Annotated in this window: 8 protein-coding genes; all 8 read right to left on the reverse strand. The window is 35.4% G+C overall.

Annotation, left to right across the window (positions count from 1 at the left end; genetic code table 11):
* Nucleotides 1-22: 22 nt before the first annotated feature.
* Nucleotides 23-1,888, reverse strand: a complete 1,866-nt coding sequence (locus BD847_RS12155; protein ID WP_115888540.1) for a glycoside hydrolase family 35 protein — start codon at nucleotides 1,886-1,888, stop codon at nucleotides 23-25.
* 118 nt (nucleotides 1,889-2,006) lie between these two features.
* A complete protein-coding gene (locus BD847_RS12160) occupies nucleotides 2,007-4,976 on the reverse strand; it encodes a glycoside hydrolase family 2 protein (protein ID WP_115888541.1) in 2,970 nt (989 codons plus the stop codon).
* 32 nt (nucleotides 4,977-5,008) lie between these two features.
* A complete protein-coding gene (locus BD847_RS12165) occupies nucleotides 5,009-7,360 on the reverse strand; it encodes a beta-galactosidase (protein ID WP_115888542.1) in 2,352 nt (783 codons plus the stop codon).
* Nucleotides 7,361-7,411: 51 nt separating this feature from the next.
* Nucleotides 7,412-11,377, reverse strand: a complete 3,966-nt coding sequence (locus BD847_RS20895; RefSeq protein WP_208641800.1) for a beta-galactosidase — start codon at nucleotides 11,375-11,377, stop codon at nucleotides 7,412-7,414.
* A gap of 199 nt (nucleotides 11,378-11,576) precedes the next feature.
* Nucleotides 11,577-13,187, reverse strand: coding sequence for a RagB/SusD family nutrient uptake outer membrane protein (locus BD847_RS12175; RefSeq protein ID WP_115888543.1), 1,611 nt, complete (start codon nucleotides 13,185-13,187; stop codon nucleotides 11,577-11,579).
* A 26-nt stretch (nucleotides 13,188-13,213) separates the two neighbouring features.
* Nucleotides 13,214-16,510, reverse strand: coding sequence for a TonB-dependent receptor (locus BD847_RS12180; RefSeq protein WP_167443859.1), 3,297 nt, complete (start codon nucleotides 16,508-16,510; stop codon nucleotides 13,214-13,216).
* Nucleotides 16,511-16,770: 260 nt separating this feature from the next.
* A complete protein-coding gene (locus BD847_RS12185; protein WP_115888545.1) occupies nucleotides 16,771-17,952 on the reverse strand; it encodes a FecR family protein in 1,182 nt (393 codons plus the stop codon).
* A gap of 92 nt (nucleotides 17,953-18,044) precedes the next feature.
* Nucleotides 18,045-18,641: an RNA polymerase sigma factor gene (locus BD847_RS12190; protein ID WP_115888546.1), complete on the reverse strand. Its 597-nt coding sequence runs from the start codon at nucleotides 18,639-18,641 to the stop codon at nucleotides 18,045-18,047.
* Between the last annotated feature and the right edge of the window lie 605 nt (nucleotides 18,642-19,246).

The raw sequence follows: 19,246 nt of genomic DNA on the forward strand, positions 1-19,246 counted from the left end.
TTATGATTAACTTAAAAATCTTTTATTTTACATCTCCTTTTTCAGGTTGTAAGTCTTCTAAAATTGGAGTTTCAGTGGATTTTATACTCGTTTGAATCTTATCATTTTTCTGTTCGAAAATAACAATTTCATTTGTTCCTTCATTTAACCAACAACCTGGTAAATACAAAGTTTGTTGTGGTCCAACGCTCCAATAACGTCCAATATTTATTCCGTTAACAAACACAATTCCTTTACCCCAGTCGCGCATATCAAGGAAAGTGTCTCCTTTTTTAGATAAAGTAAAAGTACCTTGGTAAAGCGCAGGCTGACCTGCTTTTGCATTGCTTTTTGCATCAGCTAATTTTGGCATTTTATCCATTGGTAATGGATACATATTCCAATCGTCTGTTATCGTTTCACCGTTAATAATAACCGGAGAAATAATTCCTTTAGTACTGTTGACAATTTTTGCTCCGTAATTAATACGTCCCATATTTTCAACAATAATATCCAAAGTAGCATTAAAAGGAACATCAATAGTACACTCATAATTTTTGTAGTAACTATTCAATTCGGCAACCTTTTGTCCGTTAACATAAACAATTGCGTAATCGCGAAGTCCGTTTAATTCTAGTTTTCCACTAATAGGTTGTTTGAATTTCTTACTGTACCAAACATATCCATGCCCTTGATTTAATTCTTCAAAAGTTAATGGTTTCTCATTGTTTACCGGTTTGATCTTATTTTTAACAGACTCTAAACTCACTGCCTTAGTCAATTTGATTTCAGGAATTGCTATTACATTTATTTTTGCCGGAACTTCAGGAGTTTTTGACGTTTTTAATAAATCACGAATAGCATTGTATTTTTCAGTTGCCCAACCCGCTTCACTAATTGGAGCATCATAATCATAAGACGTTAAATCTGGCTGAATATCATGGTTTCCATCATAATTAGCTCCAGATGTAAATCCAAAATTCGTTCCTCCGTGAACCATATAATAGTTGAAAGAAACGCCAGCGTCAAGATATTTCTTAGTTTGTTTGGCTACTACTTCAGCACTTACTTTTGGGAAAGGTTCCGCCCAATGATCCAACCAACCAGGGTAGAATTCTGCTACCATGTAAGGACCTTTTCCACCGTTGAATTTATTAACGATTTCTTTTAATTTATCTACATTATCTTCTCCATTGGCAGTAGGCAAAGCTCCCGGAAGTGCTCCTTCAGCAAAAAGCCAACTTCCATCTGAAGTAAAAAATGGTACATTAAAACCAACATCTTTTAACTGTTGGAAAACCGCTGCACTATATTTTTTGTGTTCTTCTAACGGAATATCTTTACGTTGAGCAACATAAGACCCAAATTCGTTTTCTCCCTGAACCATAATAATAGGTCCGCCGTTAGTTACCAATAAATTTTTCACCTGACCGTAAAGCGCTGTAAAATACGATTTGGTCGCAGCCAAATATTGTTTGTTATTTCCGCGAATTACCATGTCCGGCACTTTTTGCAAAAACCATGGATATCCACCAAATTCCCATTCTGCACAAACATATGGTCCCGGACGTAAGATTACGTAAAGTCCTTCTTCCTGAGCAATTTTAATGTATTCCGCAATGTTTCTATTATCCGATTTAAAATCCCAAACTCCCGGAGCAGTTTCATGATAATTCCAGAAAACATAAGTTGCAACAGCATTTAATCCCATTGCTTTCATCATTTGTAAACGATGACGCCAATATTCTTTTGGAATTCGGGCATAGTGCATCTCACCGCTATGAATTTGGATGGGTTTGCCATCTAATAAAAAATTGCCATTTGCAATCGCAAAGGAATGTTTGGTTTGTCCGTTTGCTTTTCCGACCAGCAAAAGGAAAATTGATAAAATAATAAGACTTCTTTTCATTTAATGGTATTTTAAATTAAATTCTTAAACAACTTATTTCTAAGTTTCACTTTGTTTTTTAGTTCTAATAGGTTTTTTATTTGTATTCTAATTTGATTCTTTTCTTTCGGAATTCCGTTTAATTGGACGTTCCGTATAATTCAATATCCTTGATGGCAATTACACTGTTTTTGGGTTGTACCTCTGAAAAAAGAAATTTGACAAATCTCACGTTTTTATTTTCATAAAGCAACATTTTATAGTCCTGACCTGATACTTTTTTATCTTTAAAAACAGTAATCCATTCCGTACCATTTTCTGAGACTTCTAGAGAATAAGTATACCAGTCACTATCTTTTCCCCACACAATTTTACTGCCTTGCAAGATCACTTTTTTTCCAAGATCAATACGCAATTCAATTGGCAAATCATTTTTTGATGCAGACCAACGTGTGGAAGAGTTTCCATCTAAAATATTTTCTATTCCTTTTCTATCGATACCATTTGGCAAAGTCATTTTTTCGGAAGAAATTTTTATAGCCGGCGGCACTTCCGATTTTACATTTGTGGAAACAGCTTGTTCCTCACTAATCTCTTTTTCATCTTCCCACTTTGCATGATCACCATCTAAAACATATTCTCCATTAAATGGAACTGTTTTAACAATAGAAGTAGCTGATTTAAGTCCAGGACTAGAAACTGATATAGTAACATCGCCAGCCTGAGTTGTGGTTCGAATAATGCCATAACCAATTCCTCCCTCTGATTCTTGCGAAGAAATATTGATTCGAGGAATATTAGCTCCAATCAACGTTCCGTTTCCTAAAACGTCCAAATTAATTTTATACGTTTCCAAAGGATCTTTATTACTTAGTACTGTTCCGTCTTTGTCACACACTTTTACATAAAAAGAAACCATATCAGATCCATCTGCAACAGGCTTGATTCCGCGGTCAGCGATTTCTATTTCAAGATGATCAGCAGCGCCCGGCGTTTTAACAACATGAGTAGAAACAACTTTTCCGTCGATTATTCCTTCCGCTTTTAATTCTCCAGCTTCGTATTTAGCTGTCTTGAAATAATAATAAGGACTTCCTCCTTTGGCTGCTACAAAAGGCGCTGTTTTAGCGTTCTCAGCCCTTGTCATTTTGCCAACAAATATATTATTACGGTATAATTTCACCTCATCACAATTAGAAAAAACAGTAATATTTGCATCCAAATCCGGACGGTTATTATAACTGGCAACATAAACCATTGGTCCGTAAACAGGATTTCGTGCCTCTTGCATCGCTTTCAGATAATAATAGCCGAATTTCTCATAACGATCAATATCAACTACCCCGCTAAAAGCAGTTATAGGATCAGATCCTCTGGTGTAATCGTTATAACTCCACAAGAAATAACCTCCAATTCTTTTGTTTGCATCTAATCTGGCGTGATCCCAATACGCGCCTTCTTCTTCCAGCATACTTCCGTTAAGTGCATTTTGTCTCAAAAAACATTGCGCCAAAAGCCCTTTTTCAGTGTAGATTCTGGAGGCACGAAGCCCGTTTTCTTTTACAGGATCGGCCATCCATGTATCGCCCCATTCCCTTGTTAATGACGGCATCGAAGGCATTGGATCTGTACCATCTTCATTAATTACCTTGTAGCTAACATCATAAAATTTTTCTCCTTTTGCGAAGAAATCATCAGCGGTAAACATTTGATCGTTTGGCATTTCCTGATGCGCAATCTTTACAATCTCTTTGGCCCAATAATCAGGCGTAGGAGATTCATTTAGTGACGTTTCCCATAAAAAAACAGAAGGGCGATTACGGTCTCTTCGAATCATTTCACGAACATTTTGATGTGTGCGCGCTATAAAAACCGAATCTTTATTGAAAAACTGCCAGCTAGGTTCACATTCAATAACCAACAAACCAATCTTATCACAAGCATCCAAAAAAGCCGGAGACTGCGGATAATGAGACGCTCTAACGGAATTAAATCCGCCTTTCTTTATTTGCATGGCATCACGAAATTGCATTGAATTCGCTGCTGCATCGCCTATATTTTGATAGCTTTGATGACGATTTGCACCTCGCAAATACAACTTTTTTCCATTGATATAAAAACCATCTACTTCTCCGGTTGGCGATTTAAAAGAAATCGTACGAATACCAATATTTGAGATTTTTTCATCTGAAAGTTTTTCTCCATCATAGATTTGCGAAACTACCTGATAAAGATACGGATGATCCGGATGCCACAATTTTGGCTTTAGAACCACGAGACTTTGTAAAAATTCTTTGTCACCGGAAATAGATACTTTACTGCTTGCTTTGGCAACTTCAATTCCGTTTTTATCTCTAATACTTGTTTTTAAAACAATTGTTTTATTCGTTTTAGCACGATTAACAACGTGCGTTTTTATACTCACTTCGGCTTTTTCATTACTTACTTTTCGATACGTAATAAAAAGTCCGCCTCCCGCTATTTTATCCGCTTCAAGCGCATCAGAAATAAACAGTTTATTTGTTATAGTCAGGGATACATTACGGTAAATTCCGCCATAATAATAAAAATCCAAACCAGATTGTGGTTTACCAGGCGGTGTTTTTGGATCATTATCACTAGACACACGAACAGCCAAAACATTATTGGCATCAAACTTTACTTTGTCTGTAATATCGACTACAAAACCTATGTAACCACCGTAGTGAGTTGTGAGTTTTTCTCCATTTAAGAACACATCACAATTCATTTGGACACCTTCAAAATTTAGGGTAATTCTTTTTCCTTGATTCGATTTATCCACTTTAAAATAGCGACGATACCAGCCAATACCCTGATAAATTGTATTGCCTCCATTGTGCTTTTTTTCAAGACGCATCGTATGCGGAATACTAATCGAATTCCAGTTTTTATCCTGAAAATTTACTGTTTCTGCTCCTTTCAAATCTCCTCTAAAAAATGCCCAATTGGTATTAAGATTTAAAGTATTTCTTGGATTCTTAGCAGCTACTGATATTTTACTTGAAGTTGTTTTTTGAGAATATCCTGCCAAAATACTCATCCAAAAAAAGATGCTGCAAACAAATAAATATCGGTTGATTTTGAACATGATAATTTTACTTTTTTAATTAAACTCTCAATCTATAAACCAGGAAATAATTCTTTACTGATATAAATATTATAATCTTTTATTTGTCCATTGGAAGAGTCCTGACGAGGAAGAAATTTCATTCCGCTTACATTTTTAATACTTCCCAAATCAATTACGATCTGATGCGGAAAACCATCACTAGTTCCGGAATATTGTGTATGCCAATACGTAGTACTTTGCAAATCGAATACATTATCTGATCTTCCGTCTTCACTTTCTACTTCCTCACTATCAGCATAAACCACTTTCCATTTGTTACGCGGAATTTCTTTTCCGTTTTCATCAAAAAGATACAATTCTGATAAACATGCATAAGGGCTATTTTCCTTATATCCGTTTAAGGCTTCAAAGCAAAAATAACGTCCCTTTACAGTTTTGAATTTTACTTCTTGCCATTCAATAGAAGGTTTTGCCTTTCCTGTATATTGTGGAATCAAACCATCTCGCTGTAACTTTTGATTTTCTTTTTTATGCTTTGATACTACCAAAGAAGGCGCCAATGCATCTAGAATAGGAAGTTCCATTCCTGATAAAATATTCTTTTCAGGCCCCATATAATCTAAAACAACCACTTCATTATTTCCTTTTTTAAGCCAAGGCCCCGGAACATACATAGATTGTGTTGGACCAATATTCCAAAATCTGCCCAAACAATGTCCGTTTATCCAAACCAAACCTTTGCCCCAAGTGCTAACATTAAGAAAGGTATCTCCCGTTTCATCTAAAACAAAATTTCCTTTATGAAAAGCTGGCATTGTTGTATTCCCTTTTTCGAACTTTAAATACGGTGGAGTTTCGTTATTTTTCAATCCAATTGGATAAACCTTCCAGTTATACAAATCGGTGATTTTTGCATCTTCATCTTTCAAAAATACTTTCTCCGTGATTCCTTTTCGATCATGCAAAGATTCGCCATAATTTACGCGACCCGTTGCTTCAACCAAAATGTCCAAAACAGCTCCTTTTCTAACGGCCGGTATCTTACAAGTGTATTCTTCTTTTCTTCTATCAAGACTTGCTATTTTTTTACCATCAATAAAAATCCATGCAAAATCATGTATTTCTTTGATGTTTAAAGTGGTTTCTTTTCCACCTTGCAAAACCGTACGATATAAAATACTTCCATACCCTTGATTATATTCTTCCATATTCTGCGGAAGTTTGTCTTCGATAAAATCAGGAAGATTAGAAAACAAAGGAGCAATTTGTGTGGTTGCAAATTCTGGTATTTTTATTACTTTATTTCGAGTAGGAACTTCCGGTAAAGTTTCTCCTTCCTGCAAGTAATTCGAAAATAATTTACGCAGCGTATAAAATTTTTCAGTATCCCAACCCGCTTCACTTATAGGAGCGTCATAATCATAACTAGAAGTTTGTGGCAAATAAGGAGGATTATTAGCTCCTGTCCACATTCCGAAAGTAGTACCTCCATGTGCCATATAAATACTGAAAGACGCTTTGTTGTCCATCATATATTTTATTTCCTTAGCAACGTTGTCTACAGAACCAGTGTGGTGTTTTGTTCCCCAAGAATCAAACCAACCTGGGTAATATTCTCCACACATTAAAGGCCCTTTTGGACGAACTTCTCTTAAAGATTTAAAAGCCGATTCTGGATTTCTTCCAAAGTTTACTACACTAAAAATATCATCTCTAACATCATTCTTCAATTGAGAAGGACCATCACACGTAAAAAGAGGCACTGTAAAACCAGCTTCTACTAAATAATCTCTTATTTTACCCAAATATTCTTTGTCATCACCATAAGATCCATATTCATTTTCGACCTGAGTCATGATGATATTTCCTCCATTATTAATTTGTTGTGAAGCCAAAACGCGACCTACTTCTTTTAAGTAAATACGGCAACGCGCTAAATAATAAGGATCTTGTGTACGAAGCTTTATATCTTTCTTTTTAAGCAACCACCAAGGAAAACCGCCAAAATCCCATTCGGCGCAAGCGTAAGGTCCCGGACGTAAAATAACGTACAAACCTTCTTTTTGTGCCATTTTGCAAAACTCGGCCGCATCGGCCATTCCTGTCCAATTAAATTTTCCTGGTTCTGGTTCATGCAAATTCCAAAACAAATAGGCACAAACGGTATTCAGTCCCATTGCTTTTGCCATTTTAAGACGATGTGCCCAATATTCTTTTGGGATTCTTGCAAAATGCATTTCACCACATCGTACCACGTATGGTTTTCCATTCAGCAAAAAATCATTCTCACCAATTTTAAAATTAGAGGTCTGATTACCTGATAATGGATTGACATTGCTGTTTTGTGATGAAGCAGTTCCTACTATAAATAATAAGGCTAAAAGCGTAATTGTTTTTTTCATTAATTTATTTTTATGCAGGTTAAAATTCTGATCTTAAAAATTAAATACTAATCAATACTCCGTTATTTCCATTCCTTTTATAGCCGCTCCATTTTCCGTTTGGCGAAGCTGAATACTAATCACGTTCTTTTCATTTTTTCCAAAACGAAGCCAACATTCCGGCAAATAAAACTCACGCTGCGGACCGGCTTCCCAATGTCTGCCGATGTTATGTCCATTCAGATACATATAACCATTTCCTGAAGCGTTAATCAAAAGTTTCCAGGTAGTTGCAGCATCTGTATTTTCAGGAAGTTCAAATTCTGCACGATACCAAGTCACTAAATTAGTTGGACTTGTTTTGATCTGAGCTCCATTTCCTTTCTTCAAAAGTTCGGTTTTGGTATCAAGATTGATTTTTTTCCAGCCCGAAGTCTTTAGTTCCGGTTGAGTAAAACCTTCTGTAATACCTGCTAAATCCTTAGCAATTTCCCACTTCAATTCGTGGTTTATTTTAGTTGTAACATCAGACAAACCAGCACGCTTAACACCTGCTAATTCTTCCATAGGCATATAGCCGTGAGCGTGTCCTAAATTTTCATACACGACTACAATTTCATTATTTCCTTCCTTCAGTAATCCTGAAACATCAAACTGATTGTCGAAAACATCAGATCCGATACGTATAAAACAATCGCGAGTAGGCCAAGATTGCGCATCAGCTTTTTCTGGAGCTATTCTTTTAGCGATATGTCCGTTTATTTGAGCATTGACAATATCACGGGTAAACATGTTAAACAACAGTTTGTTTTGACTTGCAGCTTCAGCGGCTGTAAGTTTTATGTTTGATCTATAATAACTGTATCTAAAATCAGTTACCCCATTTTCAGATAATGAAGTTTCTGTTTTTAAAGGTATCCATTTCGCTTTTTCTTCTGGATCATCTTTCTTCAGTACTTTTGAAATACGAACGCTTTTATCAACTGAAGCTTTTTTTACAGATTCAACATTCATTGGCCACCATTTTCCTTCAGAAGCATTCTTGCCTGGCGCAATCACTAAAACTTTAGCATCCAAATCGGCCAATTCGAAATCTACATCAAAAGAAGGAATATTTATTACTTCCTTTTTTACTTCATTGGTTTCAATTAAAACTTTCTCCCCATTTTGGTTGATGTTATAAATAGGCTCGCTTCCTTTATTAATTTTCCCCGGAGTCAATGTAACTTTTCCTGAAAAAGGTTTTTTATCATCTGTATTATGCAGAAAAACGAATTTTGTTCCATCTGGGGCCATTCTTACTCCTCCGAAAAGATTTTTTGGAGCTGGTTTTCCGTCGATCATCAAATCGCAAGGTCCACCTTCAGACTGCATTAATTTGGTTCCATATACTTTTAGGAAATCTCCAATTTTCTGTGCTACATAATACTTCGGACTAAGAGCACCATTTTCTTTTATTGGCGCATTATAATCGTAAGAAGTTGTCATTCCGCGGGCTCCCCAGCCCGCAAAATGAGTTCCTCCAAAAAACATGTAAGCATTCAATCCTGATGCGCCTCCTAATAAGCTCATTAAATTAATGGCTTTATAATGTCTTGCATCTGAATAATTATCCTCACTTAATCTTCCAGTAACCAAAGAAAACCATCCGCCCTGAAGTTCGGTTACAAAACCTGGCGAATCGGGTTGTTTATTTCTAAGATCGGTCATTCTGATTGCACAACTTGGTGCGTCATTAAGACCTACATAATAATTATCACTATCAAATACCTGAGATAATTCGGCATCATTACTACGGCGACATTCCTCCGTAAGACAAGTAAACATTGGAATATCGATACCATTATCTTTTACCGATTTGTACAATCCTTTAAGTAAAACTTCTTTGTTTGTAGAATCGTCGTGATTGTATTCGTTCTCAATTTGGAACAAAATAATACCTTTTTCTCCTTTCGCTTTATGCGAAATTTGCTCTTTTTCTACAGCTTTACATACGGCTTTATACCAATGTTGCGACCATTTTATGTGTTCCGGATCGGCACTTCTAAGCCAAAATGTATCATTACCCGGAGTGTATTTTGCCAGCCATTGCGGGTAACCTCCACCTGACCATTCTGCACAAATAAATGGACCGGGACGAACAATGGTGTAGAAACCAAATTCTTCGTGTGCCATTTTTAGCCAAGCCAGTAAATCTGTAAAATCAAATTTAGAATAGTCATCGATGCTTGCAGGCATTTCGCGCTCATGCCAATTCCAAGGCACGTAGGTTTCTACGGTATTAAATCCTGCTTCTTTTATTTTTTTGAAACGATCTCTCCAAAGTTCCTGTGGACAACGGAAATAATGGAAAGCCGCACTGTACGTAAAGAATTCCTTCCCTTCAATAATCATCCCTTTTCCATCATAACGAACGCGATCCGGATTAGTAAATTTCTTCGGAATTAATAACGCTTCTTCTTTTTTAAATGCATTATCGTTATTAAAATGAAACCAATTAAAATCGGCAAAACCATCAATTCCGGCAGCAGTAGTACTAAAATTGAACAAAGCAAAACGATTCGCCGTCCAATCTAATCCAAGTCCCATTTTTAAAGTATTTCCGATAGACTGAAATTTTTGACCGTCTGTACTGTATTCAAAAGTTGCGAGATAGTTTTCGTGCGTTACATTGGCTTTAAACCAAACTTTGCTTCCGGTAAATTTTACAGAAGCTATGATGGTATCATTATTTACCATCACAATATTTTTCTCTTTTCCTTTTTGTTGTATGGCAACATAAGCGTATGGCATCTGAAAAATTCCAAAGCCAGCAGTATTTCCATCTTTCAAACCTTTTGTTTCCATTTCTACAGTTCCTGTAGAATACGGACCTTGCACTCTTTGTGTCAACGTATTTTGGGCTTCATAAAGTCGGTTCGCTTTCAAAGCTTTTAGACGCATATAACCTTTTCGTTCTTTAAGTGACCATTTTTTATCATTCGGATTATGGTTCCATTGCCATTGCAATCCAAGATTTGGAGAATTAAATTCATCAGAAGTTGCCGGAACTTTAATTGGATAGGTTTTTCCAACATTAGGCTTTTTAAAGTTATCAACGCCTTTGCCATCAACACCTAACATTGGCCAACCGTCAACCCAAGTTACTGGTTCTAAATTTGGAGTACGACCAATTGGTCCGCGATCCTGCATGATGATGAACCACCAAGAGCCATCTTTTAGCTGAACCATACCTCCTTGGTGTAAACCATTTCCCGGATAAGTATGATCGTCGTTTATGATTACTTTAGATTCGTAAGGACCGTAAATGTTGTCAGATCGCAAACATACTTGTCTTCCTGCTGTACCTCCGGTAGAACCTAAAAGATAATATTTCCCTTTGATTTTATATAAGTGTGAGCCTTCCAAATAAGGATACTCACGATTGTCATAAATTTCTTTTTGAGGTGTTTTAACAGATAAAGCATCTGCATTTAATTCTGTTATATACAGTTTTTGTTGACCATGCGCCACATAGACTTTTCCGTCATCATCAAAGAATAATCCCGGATCATATAAATATTCCGGAAAAATCGTTCTGGTCCATGGACCATTTATATCTTTTGCCGTACAAATAGAGAAATTTCCCTTTTCCTTATCCCATTTTGGCGTACAAAACCCAACATAGAACAATCCGTTGTGGTGACGAATTGTCGAAGCCCAGGAACCACGAAGATATCTATCGCCGCCTTGCAAATTATAGCGAGAATCTTCGGTATATTTCTCTAATGCGTAACTCGCCATTTCCCAATTGACCAAATCTTTCGACTTTAAAATTGGACATCCCGGCACATAATGCATGCTTGTAGAAACAAAATAAAATTCATCATCCACACGAATTAAATCCGGGTCTGGCCAATCTCCCCACAACAATGGATTTTTAAAAGTCCCATCGCCATTATCAGGTGTCCATATTGGAGCTGTTGTTTTTATTTGTGCAGTAAGTATTGTGCCCTTTACTAAAAAAATGAAAAGGAATAACCAAAATACTTTTTTCATAATTAGATCTTATTAAAATTGTTTTCAAAAAATCGTTACCTGATTTTTACTTTTTGAAAACCAACTGACACGATAAAATCTAATGCAAATTTGAGTTCAAAAAGTATAAACGGGCAAGCGATAAAATTGAAAAGAGGAGCACGGGCTCCTCTTTCACCTCACTCAAAATTAAAAACTACATTAACCAATTATATAGTATTTAGTAACCTGGGTTTTGTTTTAAGTTCTTGTTAATATCAAGTTCCTTTTGTTTAATAGGCAATAAATAATGCTTAGGATTGGTAAAAACACGTGTAGTAACTTCTTTAGCTGTATTTGGTTGTAAAGTCAGATTACCATTTGTAGGGTCAACTGATCCTTCTAAAATTCCTTTTACAGTTCCAGGCATTACTTGCTCTGCAATTTTCCAACGTCTTGTATCAACAAATCTTAATCCTTCAAAAGCTAGTTCTACTCTACGCTCTCTGCGGATTAACTCACGCATTTTAGTTTGATTATTGTAGATCGTTTTGTCTACATTTGGCATTCCTGCTCTTTTTCTAACTTTATTGATCGCTTCGTATACCGATTCGTCAATTTGGTTCAACTCAATTTTTGCTTCAGCATAAGTCAATAAAACCTCAGCATATCGAATTACCATTACAGCTCCACCAACGTTGTCGATATCTGTTCCGTAATCTGTACCTCTGTAATCATCAAGATTTGAGATGTATTTTTTAAGATTATATCCTGTTTGTGAAGTGTTGTCCATTACTAAATTGTAATCGTCATCTCCCTGATAAGGATCAAAATAAGATCCCATGTAGAAAGAACCCGGTCTAATGATACTCATATCTAAACGTGGATCTCTTTTTTGGTAAGGTTGCAACGGATTATAAGTTGCATCTTCTTCAATTGTTTTTCCATTAATCGTTTCATAAGTATCAACCAACGCTTGTGTTGGTGCATAAGAACTCCATCCTCCTTTTGATTTTGGTGCATATGCAATTGGGTACCAATCCGCATTAAGATCTTTTAAAGATTGACAATTCAATAATGTTTCCTGATTGTCATGATTCATTGGTCTGAAAAGCTCTTCAAAATTTGGAAATAAAGAGTACGTAAACGGTGCACTCATTAATGTTGCAGAAGTTGCTGCCGCTCCCGCATAATCTCCCTGAATAAGCTGAATTCTGGCTTTTAATCCAAGAGAAGCTCCTCTTGTAATACGCCCAATATCAGAACCTGTATAACTCACAGGCAATAAAGGAGCAATTTCATTCAACTCCGAAAGAACAAAAGCAATAACTTCTTCTTTAGGCGTACGCGTAACCGTATTTGCCTCAGCTGGAGTTAATGAAGTTTTAACCAAAGGAACATCTCCATAATAGTTCGTCATTTTATAATATTGATAAGCTCTCAAAAAACGGACCTCAGATTTCATTCTGTTTTTTAGATCTTCATCCAAAGAAGTTACCGGAGTTTTATCAACGTTGCTAAGAAACCAATTGCATCTTTGTACGGTTTTATAACTCCATAAATTCGGAAACCACTCATCACCCGGATTAATTAATCCGGAAGCCATTGGCTCATATCCGTCCCAACCAAATTGGTCAAAACCATTATCAGTAAAACAATCATCACCAATAATACTGGCACCAGCTTCCCATCCTGCATAACATCCATTCAAAGCCGCCAAAGCATCTGCTTTTGAAGACCATAATGAAGCGTCACTATAAGCATCTTTTGGAGCACGATCCAAAAAATCATCCTGACAGCTACCTAAACTTAGGATTGCTGCACAACATATAAAAAGAAGTATTTTCTTCATAACGTATTTTTTAAAAAAATCTTTAATTAAAAATTGACACTAAGTCCAATTGAGTTTGTAATCACCTGTGGATAGCTGTAAATACTAGCGTTAGAACCTACTTCCGGATCAATCCAGGAATAGAAATTGGTAAACGTTAGGATATTCTGTCCGCTGTAATAAATTTTGGCATTCACAACACCAATCTTTTTATTCACACTTTCAGGAAGATTAAAAGCAACCATTAATGATTTCAAACGCAAGTAAGAAGCATCTTTTACCCAAAATGAAGAAGGTGTACTTTCCGGATCATTTTGCTTATAAGAAGTCCATAATCTTGGGAAAGAAGCATCAGGATTATCCACTGTCCAACTGTCTAAAAATGCTGAAGTTGGCTTAGAACTTGATCCTCCAATTTGTCCAATCATAGTCGATACGTTTGCTTTTACACCAGCTGCTCCTTGAAAAAATGCAGAAATTTCAAATGCTTTATAAGTTGCACCAATATTGAAACCGTAAGTTGTTTTAGGGAAATAAGTACCTAAAAATGTTCTGTCATTAGCATCAATCTTACCGTCATTATTAATGTCTTTATATTTCAAATCTCCAGGACCTGTTGTAGAACCTTGAGTAGCATGATCATTTACTTCTTGCTGTGTTCTAAAAATACCCTCAGCTTTATAACCGTAAAGTGAATTAATTGGATATCCAACTTGTTGGAATGTTATACTTCCAGCTCCAACTATTGGTCCTACCCCTTTTAAATCGGTAATTTCATTATTGATATATGTTAAGTTAGCACCTAAGTCTAATTTAACTTCATTGATATTTGTACTGTATTTTCCTGAAAATTCCCATCCTTTATTAGATACAGAACCCGCATTTACTACTGGAGCATCTAGTCCGTAAACATCTCCAACTGGTAAACTCATCAAAATATCATCTGTTTTTTTAGTAAAATAATCAACTGTAAAAGACAAACTATTGTTTAAAAGCGATACATCTAATCCGAAATCTGTAGCCGTTGTAGTTTCCCATTTTGCATTTGCATTAGCACCTTTATTAGGAGCAATACCTGGAGCCAGAGACTGATTGAAAGAATAGTTTTGACCAGATTCAACCGTTGCGTATGTTGGGTAATTTGAAGATGCTTGCTGATTTCCTAATTGTCCCCAAGATGCTCTAAACTTCAATGAGTTAACAACTTCTTTGATTGGTTCAAAAAATTGCTCATTCGAAATGTTCCAACCTGCTGAAAATGAAGGGAACGCTGCCCATCTGTTATCTCCAACAAAACGAGATGAACCATCATATCTATAATTAGCTTCAAATAAATAACGATCATCATAGTTATAATTGAATCTTCCAAAATAACCTTGTAAAGCCCAATCATTAGAATATCCTTCTGTTTTTTGTCCCGCAGAAGGCCCTGCATTTATTTCTGTCAACTCATTGTTCAAGAAATCCTGACGATAGGCAGACATGAATTGATAAAGATTGTATTCTTTAGTAGCACCTCCTAAAAAGTTAAAATGATGTTTTTCACCAAGATCTAACTTATATTCCAGTAATGCTTGTAAGTTGTAATATGTATTTTTATCTGCTGATTGCAACAATTGGTTAGGTCCTTGTGTTTTAGTTGGAGCTCCAGTTGTCTGACTAAAATACTCGATTTTTTCCATAAATTGTTTTCTATCTCCAGTTGTACCACGATATTGCACTGCTGGCTTGAAATGTAAGTTTTTCAAAACTTCCCAATCAGCACCAAAACTAGCAGTAAGTGTAGTTGCAATAGTTTTATTTTCAGAACCTGAATTCAACCATGCCATTGGATTTCCGTCTCCAACATAACCATATTGGCCATTTGGATACTGATTTACTACTGTATTCGAAATACGATTAAGTAATTTTAGCATAGACCCAAAGCTTGGTGCATATGAACTTATTGGTTCAACAGTCGGTGTATATTGGTACGCTATGTTTCCGTTAATACTGAATTTATCACTAACTTTTGTATTGATATTAAATCTTGTGGAGTATTTTTCATTTCTCAATCCATCTACGTTACCGTATTGATCAAAATATCCCAAAGAGAAAGAGTACTGTGTATTTCCGTCTCCACCACCAATTCTAAGATAATGATTAGTTTGTAGCGCTGCACGGTTGTAGAACAACTTTAACCAGTCTGTATCCGGATAATTATACGGATCACTTCCGTCTTTTAATTTTTGAATTTTATCAGCACTCCATGGCAAATTGTCTGGAGATGTTCCTTCATTCAACTTCGCTTGGTTAAACATTTCTGCCTGTTGCCAAGCTGGTAAATAATCCGGTAAAGGTCCTAAATTCTGGATTCCGGTATTTGATTCGAAATGTACCTGAACTCCACCTTTTTTTCCTTTTTTGGTTGTAATCAAAATTACACCGTTTGCTGCTCTCGAACCATATATAGCTGATGAAGCTGCATCCTTTAAAACAGTAACATTGTCAACATCAGAAGGGTTTACCTCACTCATTGATGCAATAATTCCGTCAACAACTACTAATGGATTACTGTTGTTTAAAGTTCCGATACCACGAATTTTAATCGAAGCGCCATCTTTACCAGGCTGACCATTTGTAGTTGTAACCGTTACTCCCGACATCGTTCCCTGAAGTCCAGTTGTTACACTAGTAATTGGACGATTCTCAAGTGCTTTCTGACTAACAGATGCTTGTGCTCCTGTAAGTGTTTTCTTTTTTTGAGTTCCGTAAGCAACCTGCACTAATACCTCTTCTAACTTTTCTTTTTGTGGCTGTAAAGCAATAGATAAAAAATCATTAGCAGCTTTTACCTCTTGTGTTTCCATACCCATATATGAAACAACTAAGATGCTACTTGATGATGCAACTGTAATAGAAAAGTTACCATCCATATCTGTTTGTACAGAAGCCGTTCCGCCTTTTTCGATAATATTAGCTCCGGGAATTGGAAAACCAGCTTCATCAACTACTTTTCCTTTTACTTGCTTTTGTATTACTACAGGTTTAATGCTAACTTTTGGTTTTTCAGCATTTAACGCAAACGATATAGTTTTACCCTCAATAATCCAGGTAATAGGTTGGTTTGCAAAAGTCTGTTCTAATACTTTCTCAATTGGAGCATTAACAACATTTAGCGAAATAGGTTTTGCATTTTTTAAAATTTCTACATCGTAGAAAAAAACATAATTGGTTTGATTTTTTATAACCGATAACACTTTCTTAATAGCGACATTCTTTCCTGAGAAAGTAACGGTCTGCGAAGATACTGATGCCGAAACTTGTAGCGTAAGGGCAATAACCAGTATGGAGGCTAATTTCATAACTGTCCGCGTTTTTGATGACAGCCAATAATTCTTTGGCTTTGGTTTTGGTAATAATTTCATACTTTCGTAATGGTTTTGGTTAATACTAAATTCTCCTTGCTAGGTTTGTTTATTTATTTCTCCATAACTGTTCCTTAATTTTTACGGAACAAGCCAGCGGATGCTACCAACATTTGCTGGCTTTTTTTATGGATAATAAATATTATTTTAAAAGGATTTCTCCTTTATATTTTATTCCTATATTTTATTCCTATATTTTATTCGGGCATTACCCTTAAAATCTTTCCTTCAATTTTAAAATGAACTTTGTTCTTTTCTAAAATTCTTAATACTTGAGATAATTTCAAATCTCTTTGAATTTCTCCTTCAAAAGCTCTCGATGGCACTCCCTTTTCATAGACAACATCTACATCATACCAACGGCTCAATTGACGCAAAACCATTTGAAGATTTGCATTTTCAAAATAAAACAGACCGTTTTTCCAGCCCATTACTTCATCTAAGTTTACGTCATCATTAACAGCAATAGCTCCAGACTTTTGCTTTTCAGCCTGTTGCCCGGGTTTTAAAAGTATTTTTTTACTTTTCTCCGTAATCATAACACTTCCTTCTAAAAGTGTTGTGTTTACAGTCGCTTCATCTTCGTATGCGTTTATATTAAAATGAGTTCCCAATACATTTACCGTCATATCGTTTACCATAACCTTAAAAGGTTTGGTTTTATCCTTCGCAACTTCAAAATAAACTTCTCCTGTTATCGCAACTTTTCTTTCGTTCGCAGCAAAAGAAGTTGGAAAAGTAATAGAAGAAGAAGCATTCAGCCACACTTTGGTTCCGTCTGACAATTCCAGATGATACTGGCGCGCTCTTGGAGTAGTCATTGTATTATAAACCACTTCCGCACCGTTATTTGCATCATAAACCAAACCTCCGTTCTTTTTAGAAACTGTGGTATTGCTTTGATTGGCCAACAATCCGTTTCCAACACTGTCTAAAACTATTTTAGAACCATTAGAAAGCGTAAGTATCGCTCCCGTTTTACCGGCATCTTTATCATCTGTTTTTTTTGCTGCCAATACCTTTGGAGCTTTATTCTCTTCTTGAGAAAGAAAATAAGTTCCAAATCCTACAACAAATACAACACTGGCTGCAACCATCAATTTTCTCCAATTAAAAAAGTTTATAACGGGAGATTCTGAATCTTCAGACTCAGAAGGAAAATCCATTCTTTTCTTCAGGTTTGTTATAAAATTCTTAGTCGCTTCCGGACTCGAGGCGTGAACTTCAACTGAATCGTAATTTTCTCGTAGAATAGCGTCGAACGTTCCGGAATATTCCGGATCATCCAGCATTGCAAGTAATTTTGCTTTGCCTTCGGGCGAAATCTCTCCCGAAACATACTGTTCCATAAGTAATTTAAATTCTTCTTTTTGATACATAAGCACAAGGGGTTTTTGTACGACCTAATCAAGCCTTCAAATATAAAGACGCGAATAGGTTGCTAAAGTGGCAATGAAAAAATGATTTTTTTTTAAAAAAATAGTAAACAACTCAAAATCAACAGTAATAAATCGACATTATACTGTTGGTGTAAGTGATTTCTAAGAAAGTTTAGTGATTGTAACAAATGCCAGCGCACTGTTCTGGATGCTATGCCCAATTCATTACTGATGTAGTCGGTATCGCGGCCTTCCATTCTGCTTAATAAAAAAACAGAACGTCTTGGTTCCTGCAAAAGTGCAGCACCTTCGTTTATTATTTCGACCAATTCTTTGAATTCATATTGGTCGTCTGGTTTAAAGAACAATTCTTGTAATTTTTCTCCTTTTAACGAATCTGTTTCGATTAGTTTTTTTCGAATATGACTAATGATCAAATTTCGGCTCACGATGAAAAGGTAATTGTCAAAACTATTTACGTCTGCCAATTTTTCGCGTTTATCCCAAATCTGAATAAAAACATCTTGCGTTAATTCTTCGGCAATTGGATACGATTTTACATAACTAAGGGCATGCTGTAATACTTTCTGCCAATGTTTTTCTACAAGTTGAGTATATAGGAATTCATTTCCCTCTGCAATTTTTGATAAAATAACAGGTTCATCTAATGAAATCAATTTTGAGGACATTCTACTCACTGAGTAACTACTTTTAGAAAAATAAATAAAACGTAATTAAAAACAGAATTTTTAGATTGAAATTAAGGGGGAAAGACAATCATTTTAAACTTCTAAATCTTACATGATGATTGTGCTATTTTTAGCTTAAAAAGCGACAATTCTACAATCTATTAAATTTAAATTTTCAGCAATCAAAACCTATAACGCCGATTATTATTCAACAATAGTAGCTAAAAATTTAAAATTCAATAAAAATTACCATCATGTACCGCCAAAAGTATATATTAAGTTTTAATTAAAAAAGAAATATCACGAAAAAATGTGCTCGAACACATAAAATGTAATTTATCACTTACTAATTAAATGGATTAGGGAAATAACTATTAAGCTTAAATATCTAAATGACAATAAATTAACCTAAATTCTCCTTAATTTCTTTTTACGAAGTAAAATATCAGAAAAAACAAACAAAAAATTTTGAAATTCTTAGCTCATTTAAAATTAAAACAGAATAAAAAATAAAACGCTTATAAAACTCTGATTTTTAGCACCTATACCTCTTAAAAAACAAATTCAAAATTGACTAAAGTTTTCTTATGAAAATATTCTTAAAT

Source organism: Flavobacterium cutihirudinis (assembly GCF_003385895.1).
GTDB classification, from domain to species: domain Bacteria; phylum Bacteroidota; class Bacteroidia; order Flavobacteriales; family Flavobacteriaceae; genus Flavobacterium; species Flavobacterium cutihirudinis.

Coding starts and splice junctions, on each gene's coding strand:
- BD847_RS12155 (WP_115888540.1), bottom strand. CDS start 1,888: ATGAAAAGAAGTCTTATTATTTTATCAATTTTCCTTTTGCTGGTCGGA.
- BD847_RS20895 (WP_208641800.1), bottom strand. CDS start 11,377: ATGAAAAAAGTATTTTGGTTATTCCTTTTCATTTTTTTAGTAAAGGGC.
- BD847_RS12190 (WP_115888546.1), bottom strand. CDS start 18,641: ATGTCCTCAAAATTGATTTCATTAGATGAACCTGTTATTTTATCAAAA.
- BD847_RS12180 (WP_167443859.1), bottom strand. CDS start 16,510: ATGAAATTAGCCTCCATACTGGTTATTGCCCTTACGCTACAAGTTTCG.
- BD847_RS12165 (WP_115888542.1), bottom strand. CDS start 7,360: ATGAAAAAAACAATTACGCTTTTAGCCTTATTATTTATAGTAGGAACT.
- BD847_RS12160 (WP_115888541.1), bottom strand. CDS start 4,976: ATGTTCAAAATCAACCGATATTTATTTGTTTGCAGCATCTTTTTTTGG.
- BD847_RS12185 (WP_115888545.1), bottom strand. CDS start 17,952: ATGTATCAAAAAGAAGAATTTAAATTACTTATGGAACAGTATGTTTCG.
- BD847_RS12175 (WP_115888543.1), bottom strand. CDS start 13,187: ATGAAGAAAATACTTCTTTTTATATGTTGTGCAGCAATCCTAAGTTTA.